The organism is Streptomyces sp. NPDC040610 (assembly GCF_055594065.1).
In genome coordinates, this window is sequence record NZ_JBVIXA010000002.1 from 844,996 (window position 1) to 866,942 (window position 21,947).

The 21,947-nt window shown below is 74.1% G+C and carries 23 protein-coding genes; 10 read left to right on the top strand and 13 right to left on the bottom strand.

Features of this window, described 5'->3' with window-relative positions; genetic code table 11:
* The first annotated feature begins 49 nt into the window (after positions 1-49).
* Together ACZ6AA_RS09970 and ACZ6AA_RS09975 are read left to right on the top strand one after the other, a co-directional pair.
* Complete coding sequence (locus tag ACZ6AA_RS09970) at positions 50-802, top strand: sugar phosphate isomerase/epimerase family protein (protein WP_468458285.1); 753 nt, start codon at positions 50-52, stop codon at positions 800-802.
* Positions 799-1,944: a Gfo/Idh/MocA family protein gene (locus ACZ6AA_RS09975; protein WP_471457286.1), complete on the top strand. Its 1,146-nt coding sequence runs from the start codon at positions 799-801 to the stop codon at positions 1,942-1,944. Before ACZ6AA_RS09970 ends, ACZ6AA_RS09975 begins: the two co-directional genes overlap by 4 nt.
* Positions 1,945-1,966: 22 nt before the next feature.
* On the opposite strand, the gene ACZ6AA_RS09980 is transcribed toward ACZ6AA_RS09975, so the two are convergent.
* The 3 genes from ACZ6AA_RS09980 to ACZ6AA_RS09990 all read right to left on the bottom strand — a co-directional run bounded on the left by ACZ6AA_RS09980 (position 1,967) and on the right by ACZ6AA_RS09990 (position 5,201).
* A complete protein-coding gene (locus ACZ6AA_RS09980) occupies positions 1,967-2,500 on the bottom strand; it encodes a PadR family transcriptional regulator (protein ID WP_471457288.1) in 534 nt (177 codons plus the stop codon).
* A 67-nt stretch (positions 2,501-2,567) separates the two neighbouring features.
* Complete coding sequence (locus tag ACZ6AA_RS09985) at positions 2,568-4,589, bottom strand: NADPH-dependent 2,4-dienoyl-CoA reductase (RefSeq protein ID WP_468458536.1); 2,022 nt, start codon at positions 4,587-4,589, stop codon at positions 2,568-2,570.
* A 159-nt stretch (positions 4,590-4,748) separates the two neighbouring features.
* Complete coding sequence (locus ACZ6AA_RS09990) at positions 4,749-5,201, bottom strand: Lrp/AsnC family transcriptional regulator (protein ID WP_030357535.1); 453 nt, start codon at positions 5,199-5,201, stop codon at positions 4,749-4,751.
* Between the two features lie 110 nt (positions 5,202-5,311).
* Between ACZ6AA_RS09990 and ACZ6AA_RS09995 the strand changes: the two genes are divergently transcribed.
* Together ACZ6AA_RS09995 and ACZ6AA_RS10000 are read left to right on the top strand one after the other, a co-directional pair.
* Entirely contained in the window at positions 5,312-5,941 is a 630-nt protein-coding gene (locus ACZ6AA_RS09995; protein WP_471457290.1) for a LysE family translocator, read from the top strand.
* A gap of 185 nt (positions 5,942-6,126) precedes the next feature.
* Positions 6,127-6,624 (top strand): methylated-DNA--[protein]-cysteine S-methyltransferase, encoded by a 498-nt coding sequence (locus tag ACZ6AA_RS10000; protein ID WP_468483182.1) that lies wholly within the window; start codon positions 6,127-6,129, stop codon positions 6,622-6,624.
* 42 nt (positions 6,625-6,666) lie between these two features.
* On the opposite strand, the gene ACZ6AA_RS10005 is transcribed toward ACZ6AA_RS10000, so the two are convergent.
* The gene (locus ACZ6AA_RS10005) at positions 6,667-7,239 is read right to left on the bottom strand and encodes a hypothetical protein (protein ID WP_468458294.1); all 573 of its coding nucleotides are present in this window, start codon (positions 7,237-7,239) and stop codon (positions 6,667-6,669) included.
* Positions 7,240-7,325: 86 nt separating this feature from the next.
* Between ACZ6AA_RS10005 and ACZ6AA_RS10010 the strand changes: the two genes are divergently transcribed.
* Positions 7,326-8,054 (top strand): 2OG-Fe(II) oxygenase, encoded by a 729-nt coding sequence (locus tag ACZ6AA_RS10010; RefSeq protein ID WP_471457293.1) that lies wholly within the window; start codon positions 7,326-7,328, stop codon positions 8,052-8,054.
* Positions 8,055-8,081: 27 nt separating this feature from the next.
* On the opposite strand, the gene ACZ6AA_RS10015 is transcribed toward ACZ6AA_RS10010, so the two are convergent.
* The 6 genes from ACZ6AA_RS10015 to lnt all read right to left on the bottom strand — a co-directional run bounded on the left by ACZ6AA_RS10015 (position 8,082) and on the right by lnt (position 13,491).
* On the bottom strand, positions 8,082-8,759 hold the full coding sequence (locus tag ACZ6AA_RS10015; RefSeq protein WP_468483185.1) for an alpha-ketoglutarate-dependent dioxygenase AlkB family protein: 678 nt from the start codon (positions 8,757-8,759) through the stop codon (positions 8,082-8,084).
* Between the two features lie 16 nt (positions 8,760-8,775).
* Positions 8,776-9,942 (bottom strand): methyltransferase, encoded by a 1,167-nt coding sequence (locus ACZ6AA_RS10020; protein ID WP_471457295.1) that lies wholly within the window; start codon positions 9,940-9,942, stop codon positions 8,776-8,778.
* Between the two features lie 33 nt (positions 9,943-9,975).
* Positions 9,976-10,602: a hypothetical protein gene (locus ACZ6AA_RS10025; protein ID WP_468458301.1), complete on the bottom strand. Its 627-nt coding sequence runs from the start codon at positions 10,600-10,602 to the stop codon at positions 9,976-9,978.
* Positions 10,599-11,306, bottom strand: coding sequence for a hypothetical protein (locus ACZ6AA_RS10030; protein ID WP_468458303.1), 708 nt, complete (start codon positions 11,304-11,306; stop codon positions 10,599-10,601). The genes ACZ6AA_RS10025 and ACZ6AA_RS10030 overlap by 4 nt, the downstream gene beginning before the upstream one ends.
* A gap of 112 nt (positions 11,307-11,418) precedes the next feature.
* A complete protein-coding gene (locus tag ACZ6AA_RS10035; RefSeq protein ID WP_468458305.1) occupies positions 11,419-11,889 on the bottom strand; it encodes an NUDIX hydrolase in 471 nt (156 codons plus the stop codon).
* A 9-nt stretch (positions 11,890-11,898) separates the two neighbouring features.
* Positions 11,899-13,491, bottom strand: a complete 1,593-nt coding sequence (gene lnt, locus ACZ6AA_RS10040; RefSeq protein ID WP_468458307.1) for an apolipoprotein N-acyltransferase — start codon at positions 13,489-13,491, stop codon at positions 11,899-11,901.
* 221 nt (positions 13,492-13,712) lie between these two features.
* On the opposite strand from lnt, the gene ACZ6AA_RS10045 reads away from it, so the two are divergent.
* Positions 13,713-14,807 (top strand): O-antigen ligase family protein, encoded by a 1,095-nt coding sequence (locus ACZ6AA_RS10045; protein WP_468458309.1) that lies wholly within the window; start codon positions 13,713-13,715, stop codon positions 14,805-14,807.
* Here the strand turns inward: ACZ6AA_RS10045 and ACZ6AA_RS10050 are convergent.
* Both ACZ6AA_RS10050 and ACZ6AA_RS10055 read right to left on the bottom strand, forming a co-directional pair.
* Positions 14,764-15,315: a hypothetical protein gene (locus ACZ6AA_RS10050; RefSeq protein WP_468458311.1), complete on the bottom strand. Its 552-nt coding sequence runs from the start codon at positions 15,313-15,315 to the stop codon at positions 14,764-14,766. The two genes, ACZ6AA_RS10045 and ACZ6AA_RS10050, sit on opposite strands and share 44 nt — an antisense overlap.
* Positions 15,316-15,505: 190 nt before the next feature.
* Positions 15,506-16,324, bottom strand: coding sequence for a glutamate racemase (locus tag ACZ6AA_RS10055; RefSeq protein ID WP_468458313.1), 819 nt, complete (start codon positions 16,322-16,324; stop codon positions 15,506-15,508).
* 58 nt (positions 16,325-16,382) lie between these two features.
* On the opposite strand from ACZ6AA_RS10055, the gene ACZ6AA_RS10060 reads away from it, so the two are divergent.
* The gene (locus ACZ6AA_RS10060; RefSeq protein ID WP_468458315.1) at positions 16,383-17,567 is read left to right on the top strand and encodes a glycosyltransferase; all 1,185 of its coding nucleotides are present in this window, start codon (positions 16,383-16,385) and stop codon (positions 17,565-17,567) included.
* A gap of 28 nt (positions 17,568-17,595) precedes the next feature.
* On the opposite strand, the gene ACZ6AA_RS10065 is transcribed toward ACZ6AA_RS10060, so the two are convergent.
* A complete protein-coding gene (locus tag ACZ6AA_RS10065) occupies positions 17,596-18,918 on the bottom strand; it encodes a TerD family protein (RefSeq protein WP_471457299.1) in 1,323 nt (440 codons plus the stop codon).
* Between the two features lie 280 nt (positions 18,919-19,198).
* On the opposite strand from ACZ6AA_RS10065, the gene ACZ6AA_RS10070 reads away from it, so the two are divergent.
* The 3 genes from ACZ6AA_RS10070 (at position 19,199) to ACZ6AA_RS10080 (ending at position 21,365) form a co-directional block, all read left to right on the top strand.
* A complete protein-coding gene (locus tag ACZ6AA_RS10070) occupies positions 19,199-19,672 on the top strand; it encodes a DUF6643 family protein (RefSeq protein WP_030358088.1) in 474 nt (157 codons plus the stop codon).
* A 45-nt stretch (positions 19,673-19,717) separates the two neighbouring features.
* Positions 19,718-20,542 (top strand): MOSC domain-containing protein, encoded by an 825-nt coding sequence (locus ACZ6AA_RS10075; RefSeq protein ID WP_471457301.1) that lies wholly within the window; start codon positions 19,718-19,720, stop codon positions 20,540-20,542.
* A 217-nt stretch (positions 20,543-20,759) separates the two neighbouring features.
* A complete protein-coding gene (locus ACZ6AA_RS10080; RefSeq protein WP_471457303.1) occupies positions 20,760-21,365 on the top strand; it encodes an Rv1733c family protein in 606 nt (201 codons plus the stop codon).
* The last annotated feature ends 582 nt before the right edge of the window (positions 21,366-21,947 follow it).

Below are 21,947 nucleotides of genomic sequence, written 5' to 3' on the forward strand. Positions count from 1 at the left end.
ACGCCCGCGCCTTACGGTCCTCCCAGCCGCCGACGGGGAGGGACCCTCCATGCCACGACCGCTCAGCGTTCAGCTCTACTCCGTACGCGACGAGTTCGCCACCGACCGCGCGGGGACCCTGGGCCGGCTCGCGGAGATGGGATACGGCGCGGTGGAGGCGTACGACGTCACCGATGACGCGGCCGGGCTGCGCCGCCTGGTCGACGGCCTGGGCCTCACCGTGTCCGGCGCGCACGCCGTGCAGCTCCTCACCGGCGAACCCGGCCCTGTCCTCGACGCGGTGGCCGCGCTCGGCACGCCGCTGGCGATCGTCCCTGCCGGGTTCCCGCACGAGGACTTCACGACGTACGACGGCCTGGCCCGCGTGGCCGAACGGCTCGGCGGCCTCGCGCGGGACGCGGCCCGGCACGGGCTGCGGCTCGGCTATCACAACCACTGGTGGGAGGTGGAGCCGCGACTGGCGAGCCACGGCGGGCGCCACGCCCTGGAAGTCCTGGCCGAACTCCTGGACCCCGACGTGTTCCTGGAGGTCGACACGTACTGGGCGGCGGTTGCGGGCGCCGACGTCCCCGCGCTGCTCACCCGCCTCGGCGACCGTGTGGAGGCCCTGCACCTCAAGGACGGCCCCGGCACGAAGGACGACCCGAACGTGGCGGTCGGCGGCGGCACCATGCCCGTGCCGGAGGTCCTGGCGGCGGCGCCGGACGCCTGGCGCGTCGTCGAGTTCGACGCGTGCGCGGGCGACCTGCTCGGGGAACTCGCGGCCAGCCGCACCTACGTCAGCGCCCTGGAGGCCGTGTGAACAGGGGCCCGGTCGGCGTCGCGGTGGTCGGCGCGGGCGTCATCAGCGCCGAGTACCTGCGCACCCTCACCACCTTCCCGGACATCCGGCTCGTGGCCGTCGCGGACATCGTCCCGGAGCGCGCCGCCGCCGCGGCCCGCACCCACGGCATACCGCTCGCGGGCGACCTGCCGACCGTCCTCGACGAGCCGGACGTCGAGCTGATCGTGAACCTCACCGTGCCCGCCGCCCACGCGCAGGTCGCGGCGGCCGCGCTGCGGGCGGGCAAGCACGTGTACGGCGAGAAGCCGCTCACCCCGGCCCCCGCCGACGCCGAGAAGCTGCTCGCCGAGGCGTCCGAGCGGGGGCTGCTGCTCGGCGGCGCGCCCGACACCTTCCTGGGCGCGGGGCTGCAGTCGGCGCTGCGGGCCGTCCGTGCGGGGCACATCGGCACGCCCGTCGCGGCGACGACAGCGGTGCAGAGCCTCGGCCCGGAGGGCTGGCACCCCGACCCGGCGTTCTTCTACCAGCCGGGCGCAGGGCCGCTGTTCGACCTCGGTCCGTACTATCTGACGGCTCTGGTGGCGCTGTTCGGCGCCGTGGAGCGGGTGGCGGCGACGGCTGCGCGGGCCCGGGTGCGGCGCACGGTCGGCTCGGGGCCGAAGGCCGGGCAGTCGTTCCCCGTCGACGTGCCGACGCACGTGTGCGCGCTCCTCGACTTCGCGTCGGGCGCGAGCGCCAACTCGACGTTCAGCTTCGACAGTTCGCACCCGCGGGTCCGGTTCGAGATCACCGGCACGGAGGGCACGCTCGCCGTGCCGGACCCGAACACGTTCCGCGGCCCGCTGCGCGTGCGGGCCAACGGCGACGACGAGTGGCACGACCTTCCGGTGCGGGGGCGCACGGACGGGCGGGGGCTCGGGGTCCTCGACATGGCCCGCGCGATCCGCGCCCACGACGCTCCGCGGGACGGCGGCGCGCCCGACGCCCACCGGGCCTCCGGCGCCCTCGCCCTGCACGTCCTGCAGACGATGACGGCCATCACGCGCTCCGCCGACCGCGCGGAGTTCACGCCGCTCCCGGCCCAGGTCGTGCCGCCGCCCCCGCTGCCGGACGGCTGGGACCCGACGGCGGCCACGCTCGGGGCCGCCCAGGTCGGGTAGACCGGGCTGCCACGGACCGGCCTCAGGACTCCGTCAGCTCCTCCAGCGTTCGCGTGAGCCACTGCGTCCAAAACGCCTCCAGGTCGATCCCGGCCCGCAGGACGACATGGCGCAGCCGGTCCTCGATGGCGTCCCTGCCGGGCGGGAAGTCGCGCCGCTCGATCTCCTCGTACTCGGCCAACTGCTCCTGGTGCAGGGCGAGATGGCGGCGCAGGTCCGCCTCGATGCCGTCGGTGCCGACGACCGCGGCGGCGCGCAGCCGCAGCAGCAGGGTGTCGCGCAGCGGCTTGGGGTCCTGGCTCGCGGCGGTCCAGCGGGCCAGTTCGGCGCGGCCCGCGGGCAGCACCTCGTACTCCTTCTTCTGGCCGCGCGTGGCCTGCGCGGACGGCAGCGCGCGGGTGAGTCCGTCGCGCTCCAGCTTGCCAAGCTCGCGGTAGATCTGCTGGTGGGTGGCCGACCAGAAGTAGCCGATCGACCTGTCGAACCGGCGAGTCAGCTCCAGACCCGATGACGGTTTCTCTAGCAGGGCGGTGAGGATCGCGTGCGGGAGTGACATGACGGCATCCTAGGGACGGTGGGCGGGCGCGCGGCCGTCCGCCCGGCAGGCCGCGCGGCCCGGTGCCTCACAGCGCGGCGGCCAGCTCCGTGCCCTGCTTGATGGCGCGCTTGGCGTCGAGTTCGGCGGCCACGTCGGCGCCGCCGATGAGGTGCGCGTCGACGCCGGCGGCGATCAGCTCCTCGTACAGGCCGCGCCGGGGCTCCTGGCCGGTGCAGAGGACGACCGTGTCGACGGGGATGGTGCGCTGCTCGTCGCCGACGGTGATGTGCAGGCCCTCGTCGTCGATGCGGTCGTAGGTGGCGCCGTTGACCATGGCGACGCCCCGGTGGCGCAGCTCGGTGCGGTGGATCCAGCCGGTGGTCTTGCCGAGGCCCTGGCCGACCTTCGAGGTCTTGCGCTGGAGGAGGTGGACGGTGCGGGGCGGCGCGGGGCGGACGGGTTCGGTGAGGCCGCCGCGGTCGCGGTAGTCCATGTCGACGCCCCACTGCTTGAAGTACGTCGCCGGGTCCAGGCTCGCCTTGTCGCCGCTGTCGGTGAGGTACTCGGCGACGTCGAAGCCGATGCCGCCCGCACCGACGATCGCGACCCGCTCCCCCACGGGCGCGCCGTCGCGCAGGACGTCCAGGTAGCTGACGACGCTGGCGTGGTCGACGCCGGGGATCTCGGGGGTGCGGGGCGTGACGCCGGTGGCGACGACGACCTCGTCGTACCCGGCGGCGGCGAGCTGGTCCGCCGTCACGTGCGTGTTCAACCGGACGTCCACGCCGCGCAGTTCGAGCTGGGTGCGGTAGTAGCGCAGCGTCTCGTCGAACTCCTCCTTGCCGGGGACCTTGCGGGCGATGTTGAGCTGCCCGCCGACCTCGGACGCGGCGTCGTACAGCGTCACGTCGTGGCCGCGCTCGGCCGCCGAGACCGCGCAGGCGAGCCCGGCGGGGCCCGCGCCGACGACGCCGACGCGCTTGGCGCGGCGGGTCGGGGCAAGCACCAGCTCCGTCTCGTGGCAGGCGCGCGGGTTCACCAGGCAGGAGGTGATCTGCAGGCTGAAGGTGTGGTCGAGGCAGGCCTGGTTGCAGCCGATGCAGGTGTTGATGGCGTCCGCCTGCTCGGCCCGCGCCTTGGCGACGAAGTCCGGGTCGGCGAGCAGCGGGCGCGCGAGGGAGACCATGTCGGCGGCACCGTCGGCGAGCAACTGCTCGGCGAGTTCAGGGGTGTTGATGCGGTTGGTGGTGACGAGCGGCACGGACACCTCGCCCATGACCTTCTTCGTCACGAAGGTGTACGCGCCGCGCGGCACCGAGGTGGCGATGGTCGGGATGCGCGCCTCGTGCCAGCCGATGCCGGTGTTGATGATCGTGGCACCCGCGGCCTCGATCTCCTTGGCGAGCTGGACGACTTCGGCGAGCGTGGAGCCGCCGGGCACGAGGTCGAGCATCGAGAGGCGGTAGATGATGATGAAGTCCGGGCCGACGCGTTCGCGGGTGCGGCGGACGATCTCGACGGGGAAGCGGACGCGGTTCTCGTAACTGCCGCCCCAGCGATCGGTGCGCCGGTTGGTCGGCGCCGCGATGAATTCGTTGATCAAGTAGCCTTCGGAGCCCATGACTTCGACGCCGTCGTAGCCCGCGAGCTTCGCCAGTTCGGCGGCGCGCACGAAGTCCTCGACGGTCTGCTCGACCTCGTCGTCCTCCAGGGCGCGCGGCGGGAAGGGGCTGATGGGCGCCTGGATGGCGCTCGGCGCGACGAGCTGCTCGTGGTAGGCGTACCGCCCGAAGTGCAGGATCTGCATCGCGATCCGGCCGCCCTCGCGGTGCACGGCCGCGGTGACGCCCGCGTGCTTCTCCGCCTCCGCCTCGGTGGTCAGCTTGGCGCCGCCCTCGTAGGGGCGCCCGGCGTCGTTCGGGGCGATGCCGCCGGTGACGATGAGGCCGACGCCGCCGCGGGCCCGGGTCGCGTAGAACTCGGCCATCCGCGCGAACCCGTCGGGCGCCTCCTCCAGGCCCACGTGCATGGATCCCATCAGGACCCGGTTGGGCAGGGTCGTGAAGCCCAGGTCGAGGGGGCTGAGCAGGTGCGGGTAGCGGCTCACTGAGCTCATGCGGTACGTCCTCTTTCGTCCACATACGCCGGGGCGTCAGCGTCATCGGTGTCGTCGGAACAGTTGTAGGCCAGCCCATGGCTTTATGCAACTAGTTGCACATACGGTTCGGGCCGCGCGAGACGCAGTTCACAACGGCCCGCGCGGACCTCACAGCGGCAGCGACCGCTCCCGCACCACGTGCTTCATCACCAGCGTCGAGCTCAGCCGCTGCACCCCGGGCAGCGTCGCCAGCTCCTCGTCGTACAGCTGCTGGAAGGCCCGCAGGTCCTTGCTGACGATCCGCAGCAGATAGTCGGGGTCCCCGAAGAGACGCTGCGCCTGTACGACATGGGGGATGTCGGCGACCGCCGCCTCGAATGCCGCCACCGTGTCCCGGTCCTCCTGACGCATGGTGACGAAGACCAGGGACTCGAAGGTCAGGCCGACGGCCTCGGGGTCGAGCACGGCGCGGTAGCCGCGCACCGCCCCGCGGCGTTCGAGTTCGCGCAGTCTGCGGTGGCACGGCGAGAGGCTCAGGCGCACCCGCGCGGCCAGTTCGGTGACGGTCAGACGGCCGTCCTTCTGCAGCTCGGCAAGGATCTGCCGGTCGACTGTGTCCATGGGGAAGATTCTTCCACTCACACACCCTCGGTCGGCAGATCTTGGGAGCACCTTTGGGTAGATCGCAACTAACCTCCCTCACGCGACCGAAAAGGGAGGGAAAAACATCCATGGCCGTCAGCTCCATCACCGCTTTCTGGGCGGTGTCCGTCCTGCTCATCCTGGTTCCGGGCGCGGACTGGGCGTACGCGATATCGGCAGGACTGCGGGACCGCTCGGTGGCCCCGGCCGTCGGCGGACTGCTGCTCGGCTACGTCGGCCTGACCGCCGTCGTCGCGGCGGGCATCGCGGCGGTCGTCGCCGACCACCCGGCCGTGCTGGCGGGCCTGACGCTGCTCGGCGCGCTGTACCTGATCTGGCTCGGCGTGACGACACTGACCCGCCCGAGCACCCCCGACGCCGCGCCGGAGGGAACATCGAGCGCGGCCGCCCCCGCGCCCTGGCACAGCCGCGTCCTCCAGGGCGCCGGGATCAGCGGCCTCAACCCCAAGGCGCTGCTCCTCTTCCTCGCCCTGCTCCCCCAGTTCACCCAGCCCGGCACCGGCTGGCCGCTCGCCCTCCAGATCAGCACCCTCGGCCTGGTCCACATCCTCAGCTGCGGCGCCATCTACTTGTGCGTGGGCGTGCTCGCCCGTACCGTCCTGCGCACGCGCCCGGCCGCCGCCCGCGCGGTCACCCGGATCTCCGGAGCGGCGATGGTCGTGATCGGCGCGGTCCTGGTCATCGAGCAACTGACCTGACCGCGCCGCGCCCCTCGCGTCCTCCCCACCCTTGAGCGCCGCATCCTCACTCCTTCAGCACCGCGTCCGAAATCCGCCAGCCGCCGGTGTCCGCACCGCGCAGACTGGTCACTGTCGGACCGGGGGAAGAAGCCCCGGACCAGGACAGACGCATCAGCGGATGTGCAGGAGAGAGGACAGGCGCGATGACAGTCCACACGACGTTCGACAGCCCGTTGGGCGAGCTGCTGCTCGTGGGCGAGGCGTCGGCCACAGCCCCCGGCGGAACGGCACTCGCCTCCCTGTCGATGCCGGGCCAGAAGGGCGGCGCGGTCGTCGAGGACGGCTGGGTCCGCGACGACGAGGCGTTCACGGCGATCACCGGTCAACTGCGCGCGTACTTCGCGGGCACGCTCACGCACTTCGACATCGAGTACGCGGACGGGGCGGGCACCGAGTTCCAGCGGAAGGTGTGGTCCGCCCTCGACTCCGTGCCGTACGGCACCACGACCACGTACGGAAAGCTCGCGGAGCGGCTCGGCCTGTCCCGCGCGGCGGTCCGCGCCCTCGGCACGGCCCTCGGCCGCAACCCGGTCCTGGTCGTCCGCCCCTGCCACCGCGTCGTCGGCGCGGACGGCTCCCTCACCGGCTACGCGGGGGGCCTGGACCGCAAGAAGCAGCTCCTGGACCTGGAGACGGGGTGAGCGGGGCGCCGGACGGCCCGGGGCCCCGCGGGGCGCGCGAGCTCAGGCGCCCTTGGTGAAGATCCGCCCGGTCTCGTCGGTCCAGGCCTGCAGCCGGAGGACCTGGTCCTGGGAGGCGGCGCCGCCGATCCCGACCGCGGCGCCACCGGCCCCCACCGCGCCACCGGCGGCGGCCACGGCCGCGCCTCCGCCGAAGGCGGCGATGCCTGCCGCGATCATGGGAATGCCGACGAAGGCACCGATGATCGTGAGGGTCAGCAGGGCACCGAAGAAGATCATCACGATCCCGAGCAGCGCTCCGGCAAGACCGGCCCCGCCCACCGCCGCACCGGTCGCGACGCCGACCGCGCCGACCCCCATGGCCGCGCCGCCGTCGGCGCGGTAGGTCCGGGCGAGGAGCACGGCCCCGGGCATGCGGTGGACCTGCGTCCACCCGTGCGCCGCCATCCAGCCGACGAACCGCGTCAGCTCCGCTTCCCGCCGCTCGGGGGCCACCGGCTCGCCGTAGCCCGCGAAGACGACGCGGACAGGGCCTTGGGGCCCCCACTGGGGCTCCTTCAGCGCCGCGGCCTCCGCGGCCCCGGCCGATCTGGTCTTCCGCGTGCTGTCCTTCATCGCTCTGCGCTCCGACCGACATGCCCCTCTCTGTCCATTACACACCCGAACCCGCCACCGCCCGCTCCCCGCACGGAGAACCCACCATGAGCGTCCCCACCACCCACGAAGCCGGACCCGCCGAACGCGTCGACGCCACCGACTGGCACACCGTGGCCCACGACCTCGACCAGCACGGCTGTGCCCTCACCGGCCCGCTCCTCACCCCCGACGAGTGCCGCGAGATCGCCACGCTCTACGACGAGCCCGGCCGCTTCCGCTCGACCGTCGACATGGCCCGCCACCGCTTCGGCTCCGGCCAGTACCGGTACTTCGGCCACGACCTGCCCGACCGGATCGCCGAGCTGCGCCACGCGTTCTACCCGCACCTGCTGACCGTGGCCCGCGACTGGGCAGCCCGCCTCGGCCGCCCCGCGCCCTGGCCCGAGACCCTGGACGCCTGGATCGAGCAGTGCCACGCGGCGGGCCAGGCCAAGTCGTCGCAGATCCTGCTGCGGTACGAGAGCGGCGACTGGAACGCCCTGCACCGCGACCTGTTCGGCGACCTCGTCTTCCCGCTCCAGGTCGTCATCGGCCTCGACAGCCACGGCTCCGACTACACCGGCGGCGAGTTCCTGCTGGTCGAGCAGCGCCCCCGGGCCCAGTCACGGGGCACGGTGACCGTCCTTCCGCAGGGCCACGGCCTGGTCTTCACCACCCGCGACCGCCCCGTGCGCTCCAGCCGCGGCTGGTCGGCGGCACCGGTGCGGCACGGCGTGAGCACGGTCCGCTCGGGGCTGCGGCACTCCCTCGGCCTGGTCTTCCACGACGCGTAGGCGCGGAGGGGCACGGCCCGGGCCCGCTCAACGCAGACCGCTCACCCGCAGCGTGACGTTGAGCCGCCCGGTGAGGCCGAGTTCCGGCGGCGCCGTGCCCGCGTACACCTTCGGCACGCCGTGGTACGCGAGCCGCGACGGGCCCCCGAACACCATCAGGTCGCCGCTGCGCAGCTCGACGTCGGTGTACGGCCGGGTGCGCGTCTCGGTGTTGCCGAAGCGGAAGACGCAGGTGTCGCCGAGGCTCAGCGAGACGACGGGAGCCGTGGACCGCTCGTCGCTGTCGCGGTGCATGCCCATGTGGGCCTCGGCGTCGTAGAAGTTGACGAGCGCGATGTCGTACGCGGCCGGTTCGCCGTCGGCCGGACCGTCCCCGCGCCCCGCGTCGTCCCCGTACGCCGCCCGCACCGCCGCCCGCCCCAGCTCCGCGAGCCACCCGGGCAGCGGCTTCACCGGCGCGCCGTCACCGTCGACGACCGTGCGCGCGTACCCGTACGGGTACCAGTGCCAGCCCAGGCACACCTGCCGCGCCGTCATCGTCCCACCGCCGGGCAAGTGGACCGTGCGCAGCCCCGCCGGGGGCATCGCCCACGCCCGGCAGGCGGCGACCAGCTCCCGCTGCCGTTCGGGGCCCAGCCAGTCGGGCACGTGGACCGCGCCCGGCGCCACCTCGCCGGGCTCGCGCGGGAACAGTTCGCCGGTCATGGCCGGGGGCCCGCGTTCACGACCGCCGGACCGCCCGCAGGATCACGAACTTGCGGTTGCTCGCGGCGACTTCGACGTTGCCGAACAGACGCTTCAGGCGCACGTGGTAGCCGAGGTGGCGGTTGCCGACGACCCACAGTTCGCCGCCGGGGCGCAGCGCTGCGCGGGCACCGCGGAACATGCGTTGGGCGGTGGCGTCGGTGGTCGCCTGGTGGCTGTGGAAGGGCGGGTTGTTGAGGACCAGGTCCACGGATTCCGGCTCCATCGCGGTGAGCGCGTCCCCGGCGACGAAGTCGGCCTTGGCGGCGGAGTCCCGCGCGGTGTTCGCCGCGAAGGTGGCCTCGGCGGAGGCGACGGCCTGGTAGGACTCGTCGACGAAGGTGAGCCGGGCGTCGGGGTTGGCGACGGCCGCGGCGGTGCCGAGGATGCCGTTGCCGCAGCCCAGGTCCACGATGTGCGCGTCGCCGCTGCTCGCGGGCAGGTGCTGGAGGAGGAAGCGGGTGCCGATGTCGAGGCGTTCGGCGCAGAAGATGCCCGCGTGGTTGATGGCGGTCAGGCCCGCGCCCGCGCCGGAGTCGCCCGGCAGGACGTACGACCGGGGCCAGGGGGCGGGCCCGGAGGAGCGCTCCGGGGCGGGGGTGCTGAAGATCAGGCGGGCCTTCTGACGGGCCAGAGAGGTGCGCGTCGGCCCGACGATCCGCTCGAACAGCTCCAGGGTCGAGGTGTGGATCTCGGTGACCATGCCGGTGCCGACGACGACGCTGCCCGCGTGCAGCGCCGGGGCGATCCGGTGCAGTTGGTCCTCCAGTAGCGCGAGGCTCTTCGGCACCCGCACCAGGAGCACGTCGACACGCTCCGGCGGGGTGTCCCGGGTCGTCAACAGGCGGGCCCCGTCGGCCGGGAGACCGGCGCGCGCGAGGTTCCCGAGGGTCGCCTGCCGGGCGAGGTGGGAGTCGGTGATCTGCACGGGCCGGTGCGCGGCCAGCGCGGTGGTGAGGGCGCCCCACCGGTCACCGACGACGGCCACGGTCCCGTCCAGGGCGATCGGCTCCCCGTCCTCCTCCCCCGCCAGGTGCCGCAGCAGATAGGCGTCCGCCGCGGACCAGGCCCGCAGGGTGTCGCGCGGGTCCTCCGGGAAGCGGGTGAGGTCGTACTCGCCCCATGACGTGCTCAAACGGTTCATCGTGCCCTCAGGCTAACGGAGCCCGCGCCCCGGTCAGCCCGCCAGGTGCAGGGCGCCGACCAGGCCCGCCGCGACCACGGCCCCCGTGACGAGGACGTGCGCCCCCGGCGGCAGCCCGGCCGGGGGCCCCTCGGCTGTGTGCGCGGCCTCCGGGTCCAGGCGCCGCGCGCGGGCCGTCCACTCGGCGGGAGGCCGGTTCGGCAGGACGACGCGCCAGGGCTGACGCGGGTCGTACTCGACGACGGCACGGCTGCCGTGCAGCAGATCCTGTACGTCGAGGGGGTGGCGGACCTCGACGCGGAACGGGCGCCGTCCCTCCGGCACGACGGTCAGGTCGAAGGCGAACAGGCTGCCCGCGGCCTGCGGGTCGAGGACGAGCTGCCCGGTGTCCTGGTGGACGGCCCGCACCGAGTGCACCAGCGCGGGCGCGTACGCGCGCGGGCCGCCGGGGCGCAGTCCGACGGCGACCCCGCCGCCCTGGCCGCGTTCGGCGACGGCGCCGAGGCACAGGAGCGCGGCGGCCGTGGCGGTGAGGCCGACGACGAGCAGCCAGGTGGGGCCGTCGAGGACGCCCTCGGCGAGGGCGCCGAGGGCGAGGCCGACGGCGGCGGCGCCGAGCAGCACGTCCGGGGCGAGGAGGCGGCGTACGGAATGCCTCATGAAGAGCGCAGCCGTCGTCGGCGGGGCACCGCGACCCGGGTACGGCGGGGGTCCGCCGGGTGGTTGCGGTCGTACACGGCGAGGACGGGCCGGTCCAGGGCGGCGCGGTCGACGACGACGGGCACGGCGTGCCGGGCGCCCTGGGCGTCGTGGAAGACGACGGTGACCTCGCCGCGCCTGCCGCGCACCGGCCGCCAGCCCTCCAGGCGTGCCTGCGCGGTGCTGAAGTCGGCGCGCAGCCTGCGCAGGGCGGCGGTGCGGCGCAGGCTCACGGCGCCGCCCCACACGGCGACGAGGCCGCCCGCGGCGGCGACCGTCCACAGGAAGGTCAGCCAGCCCGACACGGTGTGCCGCCCCGCGGGCACGACGAGCATGAAGTCGGTGACCGTGTCGTACCCGACGCGCCCGTCGGACACCGCGTCGTACCAGCCCGCGGCGGCGCCGGCGGCGCTCAGGGCGACCACCGCGCCCACCGTCGCGCGGTGCAGGAACCGCGCGGCGACGAAACCGAGCAGCGCCGCCGACGCGATGCCGAGCTCCGGCGCCAGGGACGCGAACTGGTCGCTGCCGCAGCCCTCGCCGTCGCACGACCACACGACGGTCGAGACGTCGTAGGTGCTGAGGTGCCACACCAGCCAGACCTGCCAGGCGAGGAGCGCGCAGGCGAGCCCGCGCAGCGTCAGGCCGTAGGTCCTCCGGCTCAACTCCCGCCCCTGTTCTGAGGTCTGAGGCGGCGTGCGGGCCGCCGCGCGGACAATATCCGTGCAGGTTACATGCTGTGCCGGGCCGTCACCACGGTCCGGCCCTGCCCGCGGCTCAGCCGCGGTCGAACCAGGTGGGCCCCTCCGCCATCGCCTGCTTGATCCGGAAGAGGCCGGTCTCGTGCAGGTCGGGCAGCCCGTCCAGCGGGAACCACGCGACCTCCAGGGACTCGTCGTCGTTCACGCGCGGCTCGCCGCCCACGGCCCGGCAGCGGATCGTGATGTCCATGAACTGGCAGACGTCCTTGTTGGGGTACGTGACCTGCTCCAGCGCCTCGACGAGGACCACGCGCTCGGCGACGCAGCGCACCGCGGTCTCCTCGAAGACCTCGCGCACCGCGCACGCCGCGGGCTGCTCCCCCGGGTCCGGGATGCCCCCGATGACCGACCACTTGCCGTTGTCGGCGCGGCGGCCGAGCAGGACTCTGCCCGCGTCGTCGAAGACGATGGCGGTGACTCCGGGGAGCCACAGGAGCTGATGGCCCGCGTCGGCGCGCAGGGTGCGGATGAAGTCGGGAGTAGCCATGATCCGACCCTAACCGGCGGCTCCGGCGCGGCGGCGGGCGATCACCCAGCCGACCCCGGCGGCACCGGCGAGCACCAGGACGACTTCCGGCCAGACTCCGGCGCGGGTGGCGGGCGTCAGCGAGGTGCGCCGGGGCACGTCGGCGACCAGCGACTCGGCGGTGAACATCCCGGTGCGCTGCGCGATCGACCCGTCGGGGCGGATCACGGCGCTGACGCCGCTGGTGACGGGGACCATGACGGCCCGGCCGTGCTCGACGGCCCGCACCCGGTCTATGGCCAGTTGCTGGTACGTCATCTGGCTGCGCTCGAACGTGGCGTTGTTGCTGGGCACGGAGAGGATCTCGGCGCCTTCGCGCACCTGGTCCCTGACCACGTCGTCGAAGGCGGCCTCGTAGCAGGTCACCGGGCCGATGCCGGTGCCCGCCATGTCGAACACGGCGGGCTTCGTGCCGGGCTCGAAGATCCCGGCACGGTCGACGTCGGAGCTGAAGACGCGGAAGAAGCTCCGGTAGGGCATGTACTCGCCGAACGGCTGGAGGTGCCGCTTGTCGTAGGTGGCGCCCGGTCCGGTCTTCGGGTCCCAGAGGACCTGCCGGTTGCGGGGCTTGCCGTCCTTGCCCGTGACGACGGCGCCCACGGACACGGGGGCCTTGATGGCCTTGGCGGCCTTGTCGATGACGGCGTAGGCGTCGGCGTTCGCGTACGGGTCGATGTCGGAGGAGTTCTCCGGCCACAGGACGAGGTCGGGCTGCTTGGCCCTGCCCGCCTTCACGTCGGCGGCGAGCCGCAGCGTCTCCTTCACGTGGTGGTCGAGGACGGCGCGGCGCTGGGCGTTGAAGTCCAGGCCCATGCGCGGCACGTTGCCCTGGATGACGGCGACGGTCGCGGTGCCGCGTTCGGCGCCGGTGGCCACCAGCGGCAGGGCGGCGGCCCCGGCGACGACGGGGGCGACGGTCAGCGCGGCGGAGGCGACGAGCGCGCGGTCACGCGCGCGGGGATCGGCCTTGAGGCGGCGTACGACATCGGCGAGGCCGAAGCCGCAGAGCACGACCGCGAAGCCGAGCAGCGGGGTGCCGCCGAGCGAGGCCAGCGGCAGGAACAGGCCGCCGGGCTGACTGAAGGCGACCTTGCCCCAGGGGAAGCCCTCGAAAGGGAAGCGGGCCCGGGCGGCCTCGCCCGCGATCCACACGCCCGCGGCCCACACCGGCCACGCGGGCAGCCGGGAGACGAAGGCGATGCCCAGGCCGGTCAGGCCCACGAACAGCGTCTCGGCGACGGCGAGCGCGAGCCACGGCAGCGGCCCCACGTCGACGCCCGTCCAGGAAAGCAGCGGCAGGAAGTAGCCGAGCCCCATGAGCAGCCCGAGTCCGAAGCCGGACTTCGGGCGCCGCCCGTGCAGGACGAAGCCGAGGACGGCGAACGCGAAGGGGGCGAGCCACCACAGTTCCCGCGGCGCGAAGCTCAGATACAGCAGCACACCGGAGACCACCGCCGCCCCGCCGGGAATCAGCCGTCTGCGGATCCGCTCGGCGCGCGTCTTCGGGCCGGGCAGTGGTGCGGTCTGCGCGGACGCGTCGGTGGGAGCGGTGGTGGCGGTCACTCGGGGAGTGTACGGCGCGTCACCTGGCCGCGGACACCGCGGCCCGGACCGCCCGTACGACCGCCTCGCGGGACCGTTCCGTACCTCCGCCGGATCGTTCCTGCGCAAGATCTCCACAATTGGTGGTCGTAGCCGCTAGCGTGTTCCGAAGTCCTGACGTGCGACGAGATCAAGCCATACGGTCGGGGCCGCACGGATCGGGGGGCGGCGGGGGTGGGGCGATGAAGGCATCCGCGACGCCCGCGGCGGCCACGACAGCGGGATCGGCCGCGGAGCGGCGCGGGGGCACGGACGTCGGCGGCATGGCGATTCTCGCGCTGTGCGCCGCGTGGGCGCTGATCACGACCGGGGTGCGGGGCGGCCGGCCGGACGGCGTGCTGCTCGCGGTCCTCGCGGTGGCGGCCGGGTACGCGGGCGGGCGCGTCGCGGGGGCGTTGCTGCCGGTCGCCGCGCCCTGCGCCGGGGCGCTCGCGGGCGTCGGCCTCGCGGCGGCGGCACCGCACGTCACTCCGGGCCCCGTCAGTTCCTCGCCGCTCGGCCCCATCGGCGCCACCGCGGCGCTGCTGGCCCTCGCGGCGGGCGCGGCCTGCTGTGCGGCGTGGTCGGCGCGCGGGGCGGCGCCGCGGACCGCTCTGCGGGTGTTCGCGGCGGGGATCGTCCTTGCGGCGGCGCTGCTCGGGTCGACGGCCGGGGTGATCGCGTGCGCCGGGATCGTGCTGTGCTCGCTGGCGGCGGCGCTGGTGCGCAGCCGGGGCCTCGGGCTCAGCGGGTTCGCGGTGGCCGCCGCGGTGGTGACGGGGCTCGCCTGGGCCGTCGCGCGCGGGGCGCTGCCGGAGGGGCTGCGTTCGTCCCTGGAGGGGCAGCTTGGCCCGTACCGGGTGCGGGTGTGGCAGGACGCGGAAGGGCTCGCGGGCGCGCACCCGGCGCTCGGTGTGGGTCCGGGGCGGTTCGGCGATGCGGCGCCTGCGGCCGCCGAGGGGGCGCTCGTGGACGACAAGCCGCACTCGGCGCTGTTGCAGCAGGCGGCCGAGCAGGGGTTCGTGGGGGTGGCGCTGCTCGCGGCCGCGTTCTGCTGGCTGCTGTTCGCGCTGTGGCGCTCGCCGCGCCCCACGCAGGTCGTCCTGTCGGCGGGCGCGGCCCTGACGGCGCTCGCGGGGGTGGCGACGGTCGGCAACGCGCTGAGCGTGACGTCCGTGGCGGTGGGCGCGGGACTGCTCGCGGGCATCGCCACGGCCCGCCCCCTGCACGAGGAGGCGGACGACGCGGGCCGGGTCAGACCGGCGCGCTCCCGGAGAGGCCGAGGCGGTCGCGGATGACGCGGACGGCCGACTCGGCGTTGTCCACGGTCACGGTGAACTTGCGGCCGTCGCCGAGGCTGAGGACGACGCCCTCGCCGCGCCGGACGATGACGGCGGTGCCCTGCTCGGGCCGCCAGCGGTAGCCCCAGCCGCCCCAGTGCCGGGGCGTCACGGCCGGGGCGAAGTCGGCGCCGATGACGTGCGAGAGCGGGATGCGGCGGCGCGGCACCCCGATGTGCCCGCAGCGCACCTCGAGGGAGTCCTTGTCGACCTTCACGGCGACGTGCACGAAGGCGAGCGTGCCGAAGAGGATCAGCAGGCCGACGGCGATGAGGCCGACGATGGACATGATCAGCGGGAGGATGCCCGAGGGCCACAGGGTCTCGACGGCCAGGTCGATGCCCAGGGCGAGACAGGCGGCACCGCCGCAGGCCAGCAGCCACTGGCCGCGGTTTCGCGCGCGTCCGGTCCAGATCTCGGGGTGCTGCTCGGAGCTGGCCCGCTCGCTGGGGGCGTGGTCCGTCATGCCATCGAGAGTACTCACGTTCCGGGGCGAGGGCACCGCGTCGCGGAAGCTCACTCGTCCGGTTGGACACGCGGGGCACCCGCGTCATGGCGTTGTGGCCGGTGAGGGGCGTGGGGTGCGCGCGGCCCGGGCGGCACAGGGCCCCCTTCCGGTCCTCCGGCAGGCCCTCGGGCCCTCGTACGTTCCGACCTCAGGCCTTGACGGTCGGAGCGGACGCCGCGAGGAGTCGTCCCTCCGCGTAGGTGAGGGCGGCGCTCGGGAGCGCGGCCTCGCGGCCGCCGAGGAGCACCGTGAGGGTGCCTTCGGCACGATCGGCGTCGTACGAGGCGTCCGTCGCGCCCTCCGGGTCGGCCGCGTCGCGCTCGCGGATCCGGCGCAGCGCCTGCGCGGCGACGGCTTCGGCCGAGCCGAGCAGGACGAGCGGCCTCGATCCGGGCTGCTGCACGGCGGCGCGGATGCGCTCCGCGACCAGCTCGTAATGGGTGCAGCCCAGGACGACGGTCGTTACATCGGGCGGGGTGAGGGCGGCGGCGGTCGCGATGGCGCGCGTGATGGCTTCCTCGTCGGCCTGCTGCACGGCGTCGGCGAGGCCGGGGCAGGGCACCTCGGTGACGGTGACGCCCGCGGCGAACTCCTCGATCAGGCCGCGCTGGTAGGGGCTGCCGGTGGTGGCGGGCGTGGCCCAGATCGCGACGGGGCCGCCGGTGGCCACCGCGGGCTTGATCGCCGGGACGGTACCGATGACGGGCAGGTCGGGCTCGAGCCGGGCCCGCAGCGCGGGCAGAGCGTGCACGGAGGCGGTGTTGCAGGCCACGATCAGGGCGTCCGGGCGGTGCGCCGCCGCGGCGTCGGCGGTGGCGAGGGCCAGCTCCATGAGCTTCTCGGACGTGCCCCAGGGCATCGTGTCCGGGTCGGAGGAGAGGATGAGGTCGGCGCCGGGGTGCAGCCGCCGTACCGCCGCGGCCGCGGCGAGCAGTCCGATACCGGAGTCCATCAGCGCGATCTTCACCCGGTCACCTTAGACGATGAGCCGGACAAGCCCGGCGGGGTGGGGCAGACTGCGGCGGATGAGCGCCGTTGTGTGGATCGCCGCCGCCTCGCTCGCCGCGTGGCTGTGGCTGCTGGTCGGACAGGGCTTCTTCTGGCGTACAGGACACCGGCTGCCCTCGCGCCGGGACCCCAAGGTCTGGCCGTCGGTGGCGGTGGTCGTGCCCGCGCGGGACGAGGCCGAGGTCCTGCCGACGAGCCTGCCGTCGCTGCTGGGGCAGGACTATCCGGGGCACGCCGAGGTGTTCCTCGTCGACGACGGCAGCAGCGACGGCACGGGCGCCCTCGCCCGGTCCCTCGCGGAGCGGCACGGCGGGCTGGCCCTCACCGTCACCTCGCCCGGTGAGCCGCCCGCGGGCTGGACCGGCAAGCTCTGGGCGGTGCGGCACGGCATGACCCTGGCACGCGCGCGCGAGCCCGAGTTCCTGCTGCTCACCGACGCGGACATCGCGCACAGGCCGGACAGCCTGCGGACATTGGTGGCCGCGGCCACGACGGGCGGCTACGACCTGGTCTCGCTGATGGCGCGGCTGCGGGTGGTGAGCCTGTGGGAACGGCTCGTCGTCCCCGCGTTCGTCTACTTCTTCGCGCAGCTCTATCCCTTCCGCTGGATCGCGCGGAAGGGCGGGCGGACCGCGGCGGCGGCCGGTGGCTGTGTGCTGCTGCGCGCGGACGCGGCCGAGCGGGCCCGGGTCCCCGACGTGATCCGGCACGCCGTCATCGACGACGTGGCGCTCGCCCGGGCGGTCAAGCGGTCGGGCGGACACATCTGGCTGGGGCTCGCCGACCGTGTCGACAGCGTGCGGCCCTATCCGCGGCTCGCGGACCTGTGGCGGATGGTGGCGCGCAGCGCGTACGCCCAGTTGCGGCACAGCCCGGCGCTGCTCGTCGGGACGGTGGCCGGGCTCGCCGTGGTGTATCTGGCGCCGCCGGTGGCGCTGTTCGCGGGCCTCGCGACGGGCTCCGCGGGCGCCGCGCTGTGCGGTGGTCTCGCGTGGCTCGTGATGACCGCGACGTACCTGCCGATGCTGCGCTACTACCGCCAGCCCGCGTGGCTCGCGCTCACGCTGCCCGCGACCGCGTTCCTGTACCTCCTGATGACCGTGGACTCCGCGGTGCAGCACTACCGGGGGCGCGGCGCGGCCTGGAAGGGCCGCACGTACGCGCGCCCCGACACGACCGCGCCGGAGGAGTCCCGGCCCTAGAAGGCCCGGGGCTCCTCCGGCGTGGAGGTCACTTCCGGCCGGGGGTCCAGTTCATGCCCCACCCGTAGGCGTAGTCGATGGTCCGCTGCGGGCTCACGCCGCGCTCGGGCACCAGGTAGCGGGCCTCGCGCTGGACGGTGAGTTCGCCGCCGTTGTTGGTGATGAGCGCGAGGGCGCAGACCGTGGAGGGCACCGTGCACTCGTCGAGGGAGAACTCGATGGGCGCGCCGTGCTGCGGGGTCAGCGTGACCGTGGCGTTCAGGTCGGCGAAGCTGCGCGCGCCCTCGTAGATGGTCACGAAGATGACCAGACGCTTCAGTTCGTTCGAGTGGTCAAGATTGACCGTCAGGTTCTCGCCTGTCGACACGGCGCCGGTGCGGTCGTCACCGTCGAGGAGGATGTACGGCGGCTGGTTCAGCGCGCCGAAGGCGTTGCCGAGCGCCTGGACGACGCCCTTGCGGCCGTCGGTGAGCTCGAAGAGCGCGCACAGGTCGAGGTCGAGGTCCGCGTGCATGGCGACGGCACGGCCGAGCTTGCTGGCCCAGCCCTTGAACTGCTTGCGCACCTCCCAGTTGAGGTTGACGCGCAGCGCGCCCGACGTGCCGCCCTGCTTGGTCAGCGAGACCGACGGCGCCTCCTTGGTCAGCGTGACCTTGGTGAGGCGCACCGGCTGGGCGGGCGCGGCGGGGGGCGGCGGCGGGGAGGCCGGGGCGGGCGCGGGCGCCGCGACGGGGGGCGCGGGGGCGGCGACCGGCGGCGCGGGGGCCGGGGTGGGCGCGGGGGCCGGTGGGGCGGCGGGGGCGGCCTGCTGGGGCTCGTCGACCGAGATGCCGTAGTCCGTCGCCAGGCCTTCGAGGCCGCTGCTGTAGCCCTGGCCGACGGCGCGGAACTTCCACGCGCCCTGACGGCGGTACAGCTCGCCGAGCACGAAGGCCGTCTCGACGCTGGCGTCTGCGCTGTCGTAGCGCGCGATCTCCGCGCCGCTCGCGGCGTCGACGACCCGGACGTGCAGGCCGGGGACCTTGCCGAACGAGCCTCCGTCCGAGGACGCGGCGAGCACCACCGTCTCCACGGCGGGCTCCACGCGCGCGAGGTCGACGACCAGCGTGTCGGTCACGCCGCCGCCCGCGGCCTGCTTGCCCTCGTGGCGCACCGCTCCGGAGGCGTGCGTCGCCTGGTTGTAGAAGACGAAGTCCGCGTCCGAGCGCACCTTCCCGGAGGCGTCGAGCAACAGCGCGGAGGCGTCGGCGTCCGGCACCCCCGGCCCGGATCCCCATCCCAATTCGACCCGCACCGCGGGTGCCGGCACGGGAACATTCGAACCTTTGGCCATTGACATGTCTGCCCCCATCACAAGTTGCCGGGTCGTCCGGGCCGCCGTTGCGTTCCCGCCCAACCTATTACCTGGCATTCGAAGAGGCGTACACGCGGTCCCGGCAACGGCCCTCGACAGCCCCCGGTCGACCGCGAGTAACCCCTGAGGAACGCGCTATTTACACGATCCGTACGTCGTCACGCGACCGATTTTCCCAAGTTCGCTCGCATTGGGGATCCGCAGCCCCTGGCGACACGTAAAACAACCCTCTTATCGGTCTCCCCAACCAGCACATCAAGGGCTTAACTTATGGAGCATGACCTCCCCCCGCTCCACCTATGGCGGCGGTTACTACTCCGCGCCGTCCTTCCCGGACACCCCGATCTACGACTCGCTGGTCGCCGAGCGGGGCACCCCGCAGATCGCCCCGATCCGGGTCCCCTCCGCGTACGACACGGGCAGCCACCTCCCCGCCCTCCCGGCCGCGCTGCCCGCCCTGCCCTCCGGCCCCTCGGGCTATCCCGCGGCCGCCATGGCCCCGGCGCCCATGCCCGCCGCGGCCCACCCGAACCCGGCGTACGGCTACGCGCCCGCCCCGCAGCCCGCACCGCTGCAACAGGCCCCGGCGCCGTACATCCCGCAGCAGGCCGGAGCCCCGCGCGGCTACCCCGGACCCCAGCAGCAGCGCCCCATGGGCGGTACGGGGTACGAGGCGATGCGTCCCGCGGCGCCCCGCCCGGCCCCGGCGCCGCACGAGGACCCGTACAACCGGCAGTACCGGGGCTACTGATCGGCGGCGGCCCTCGCTGTCAGTGCCCGCTGGCAGGATGGCCGTATGTCGATTGCCCTGCTCCACTCGATCCACATCCACCCGCTGAAGGCGGCCGGGGGGCACGCTGCGCGTGAGGCCGTCGTGGAGCCCTGGGGGCTCGCGGGTGACCGCAGATGGGTGTTGATCGACAGCGCGGGCAGGGCCGTGACGCAACGGCCCCATCCGCGCCTCGCGTTGGCCGCCGTCGAGCCGCTGGCCGACGGCGGCATACGTGTGTCCGCGCCCGGCATGGAGCCGCTCGCTGTCGGCGTCCCGGAGCCCGGCGAGACCGTGCCCGTGGAGTTCCTGCGGGACAAGTCCGAGGCCGTTCCCGCCGATCCCGCGGCGGACGCCTGGTTCAGCGCCTTCCTCGACCTGGACGTGCGTCTGGGGCACCTGGACGCACCGGCGACGCGGCGCCCCGTCAACACGGAGTACGGCAGGCCCGGCGAGACCGTCTCGTTCGCCGACGCCTTCCCGCTGCTGCTCACCACGCTGTCCTCGCTGGACGCGCTGAACTCCCTCATCGCACAGGGCGACCACGCGGACGAGGGCCCGCTGCCCATGAACCGCTTCCGGCCGAATGTGGTCGTGGAGGGCGTCGCGCCGTGGGCGGAGGACGACTGGTCGCGCCTCGCCATCGGCGCCGTGGAGTTCCGCGTGGCCAGGAAGTGTGCGCGGTGCGTCGTCACGACCACCGACCAGCGCACCGCCGAGCGCGGCAAGGAGCCGCTGCGCACGCTCGCCCGGCATCGCCGCAGCGGGGACCAGTTGCTCTTCGGTCTGAATCTGATCCCGGAATCGACCGGAACCATTCGAATCGGTGACCCGCTGACGATCCTCGAATGAACACCGCGCGGCCGGGGAACTCGACGTCGGTGGAAGGACGTTGAAGCCGATGGAGGCTCGGTGAGACCCGGCTGCCCCACCCGCGGCACGCGGGCGGGGTCCCGGCGGGGTGAGGGCGCGTGCGGTCGCGCGGAGTGATGTCGCTCTCTCTTCCCGCCTTCGGGGCGTGCGCCGTGCCGTTCGCGGCTATCACGGACGCGGAAGGGGGTGCAGGACTGTGCGAGCGATCGCCGGACTCTGGCGCTGGCGCCACAATCCGCTGCGCCGCGGCACCGACCTCGCCGAGGCCTGGGTGGCGCTCGCCGCCCTTGTGCTGATCGTCGTCGCGGCCCCCGTCGTCGGCGCGGTCGCCGGTGTCCTGACGCACGACGCGCTGCTGCGGTCGGTCCAGGCCCAGCGCGAGGCCCGCCACAGCGTCACCGCCACCGTCCTGCAGAAGCTCGACCAGCCCCCGCTCGACCCCGACCCCGAGACCTCATCCGCGCGCGACGCGCACCGCCGGGTGCTCGCGAGCTGGACCGGCCCTGACGGCTCGGGCCGCGCGGGCACGGTCGCCTCCGACCTCAAGTCCCCGCGCCCGGGCGACCGGTTCCGGGTCTGGACCGACGCCGAGGGCCGCATCGTCGGCCGCCCCCTGGACACCGCCACAGCCACGACCCACGCCGCCCTGGCCGGCCTCGGCGCCACCCTCGCCTGCGCCGGCCTCATCGAGGGCACCCGCCGCCTCGTCGTCTGGCGCGCCGTCCGCCGCCGCTACGCCCGCTGGGACCAGGCCTGGGACAAGGCGGGGCCGGACTGGGGGCGGGCGGGGACCGGTGCGTGAGCCGGCGGGGGCGCCTAGGGGGACGGGCGCGTCGGCCCAGGGCAGGCGGGTGAGGGCAGTTGAGGGCGAGGGCAGTTGAGCGCGTGGGCGTGGAAACTGACCGGGGGGCGCGGAAGCCCTGGGGCGCTGGGCACGCGGGCGCAGGTCCGAAGGCAGGCCCCTGAGCAGGCAAGCGCGGGCTTGGGCTCATCCGGGACGCACTCGTCGGGCAGGCGAGCCCAGGGCGCTTGAGCGGGCGAGCGCGGCGGCACTGGAGCAGGCGGGCGCGGACGCCTGATTGAGGGGGGCGAGAGAGTACGGCCCCTTGGAGATACGGCGCCTTGGGGAGGTGGGCGCAGACGCTTGAGGGGGCGAACACGGGCACTTGACCCGGCGAGCGCGGAAACGCTGGAGCGCGTGAGCGCGGGCGCCCTGGCAGGCGAACACGCAAACCGCCTGAACAGGCGCGCACCAGTGGGCGCCCGAGAAGCGAGCACGGAAGCCCTTGAGCCCACGAGCACGAACCGCCCGCGCATCCGCGTACGGGAGCCCCGACCGACCCACCCCACACGCCCCCGCCCCCGGGTGCCCGTGCTTGCGCAG

What these genes read in the sequence shown, in the direction of transcription:
- ACZ6AA_RS09970 (WP_468458285.1), top strand. Translation starts at nt 50, where the DNA reads ATGCCACGACCGCTCAGCGTTCAGCTCTACTCCGTACGCGACGAGTTC.
- ACZ6AA_RS09980 (WP_471457288.1), bottom strand. Translation starts at nt 2,500, where the DNA reads ATGTCACTCCCGCACGCGATCCTCACCGCCCTGCTAGAGAAACCGTCA.
- ACZ6AA_RS09990 (WP_030357535.1), bottom strand. Translation starts at nt 5,201, where the DNA reads ATGGACACAGTCGACCGGCAGATCCTTGCCGAGCTGCAGAAGGACGGC.
- ACZ6AA_RS09995 (WP_471457290.1), top strand. Translation starts at nt 5,312, where the DNA reads ATGGCCGTCAGCTCCATCACCGCTTTCTGGGCGGTGTCCGTCCTGCTC.
- ACZ6AA_RS10000 (WP_468483182.1), top strand. Translation starts at nt 6,127, where the DNA reads ATGACAGTCCACACGACGTTCGACAGCCCGTTGGGCGAGCTGCTGCTC.
- ACZ6AA_RS10005 (WP_468458294.1), bottom strand. Translation starts at nt 7,239, where the DNA reads ATGAAGGACAGCACGCGGAAGACCAGATCGGCCGGGGCCGCGGAGGCC.
- ACZ6AA_RS10010 (WP_471457293.1), top strand. Translation starts at nt 7,326, where the DNA reads ATGAGCGTCCCCACCACCCACGAAGCCGGACCCGCCGAACGCGTCGAC.
- ACZ6AA_RS10015 (WP_468483185.1), bottom strand. Translation starts at nt 8,759, where the DNA reads ATGACCGGCGAACTGTTCCCGCGCGAGCCCGGCGAGGTGGCGCCGGGC.
- ACZ6AA_RS10020 (WP_471457295.1), bottom strand. Translation starts at nt 9,942, where the DNA reads ATGAACCGTTTGAGCACGTCATGGGGCGAGTACGACCTCACCCGCTTC.
- ACZ6AA_RS10025 (WP_468458301.1), bottom strand. Translation starts at nt 10,602, where the DNA reads ATGAGGCATTCCGTACGCCGCCTCCTCGCCCCGGACGTGCTGCTCGGC.
- ACZ6AA_RS10035 (WP_468458305.1), bottom strand. Translation starts at nt 11,889, where the DNA reads ATGGCTACTCCCGACTTCATCCGCACCCTGCGCGCCGACGCGGGCCAT.
- ACZ6AA_RS10045 (WP_468458309.1), top strand. Translation starts at nt 13,713, where the DNA reads ATGAAGGCATCCGCGACGCCCGCGGCGGCCACGACAGCGGGATCGGCC.
- ACZ6AA_RS10050 (WP_468458311.1), bottom strand. Translation starts at nt 15,315, where the DNA reads ATGACGGACCACGCCCCCAGCGAGCGGGCCAGCTCCGAGCAGCACCCC.
- ACZ6AA_RS10060 (WP_468458315.1), top strand. Translation starts at nt 16,383, where the DNA reads ATGAGCGCCGTTGTGTGGATCGCCGCCGCCTCGCTCGCCGCGTGGCTG.
- ACZ6AA_RS10065 (WP_471457299.1), bottom strand. Translation starts at nt 18,918, where the DNA reads ATGGGGGCAGACATGTCAATGGCCAAAGGTTCGAATGTTCCCGTGCCG.
- ACZ6AA_RS10070 (WP_030358088.1), top strand. Translation starts at nt 19,199, where the DNA reads ATGACCTCCCCCCGCTCCACCTATGGCGGCGGTTACTACTCCGCGCCG.
- ACZ6AA_RS10075 (WP_471457301.1), top strand. Translation starts at nt 19,718, where the DNA reads ATGTCGATTGCCCTGCTCCACTCGATCCACATCCACCCGCTGAAGGCG.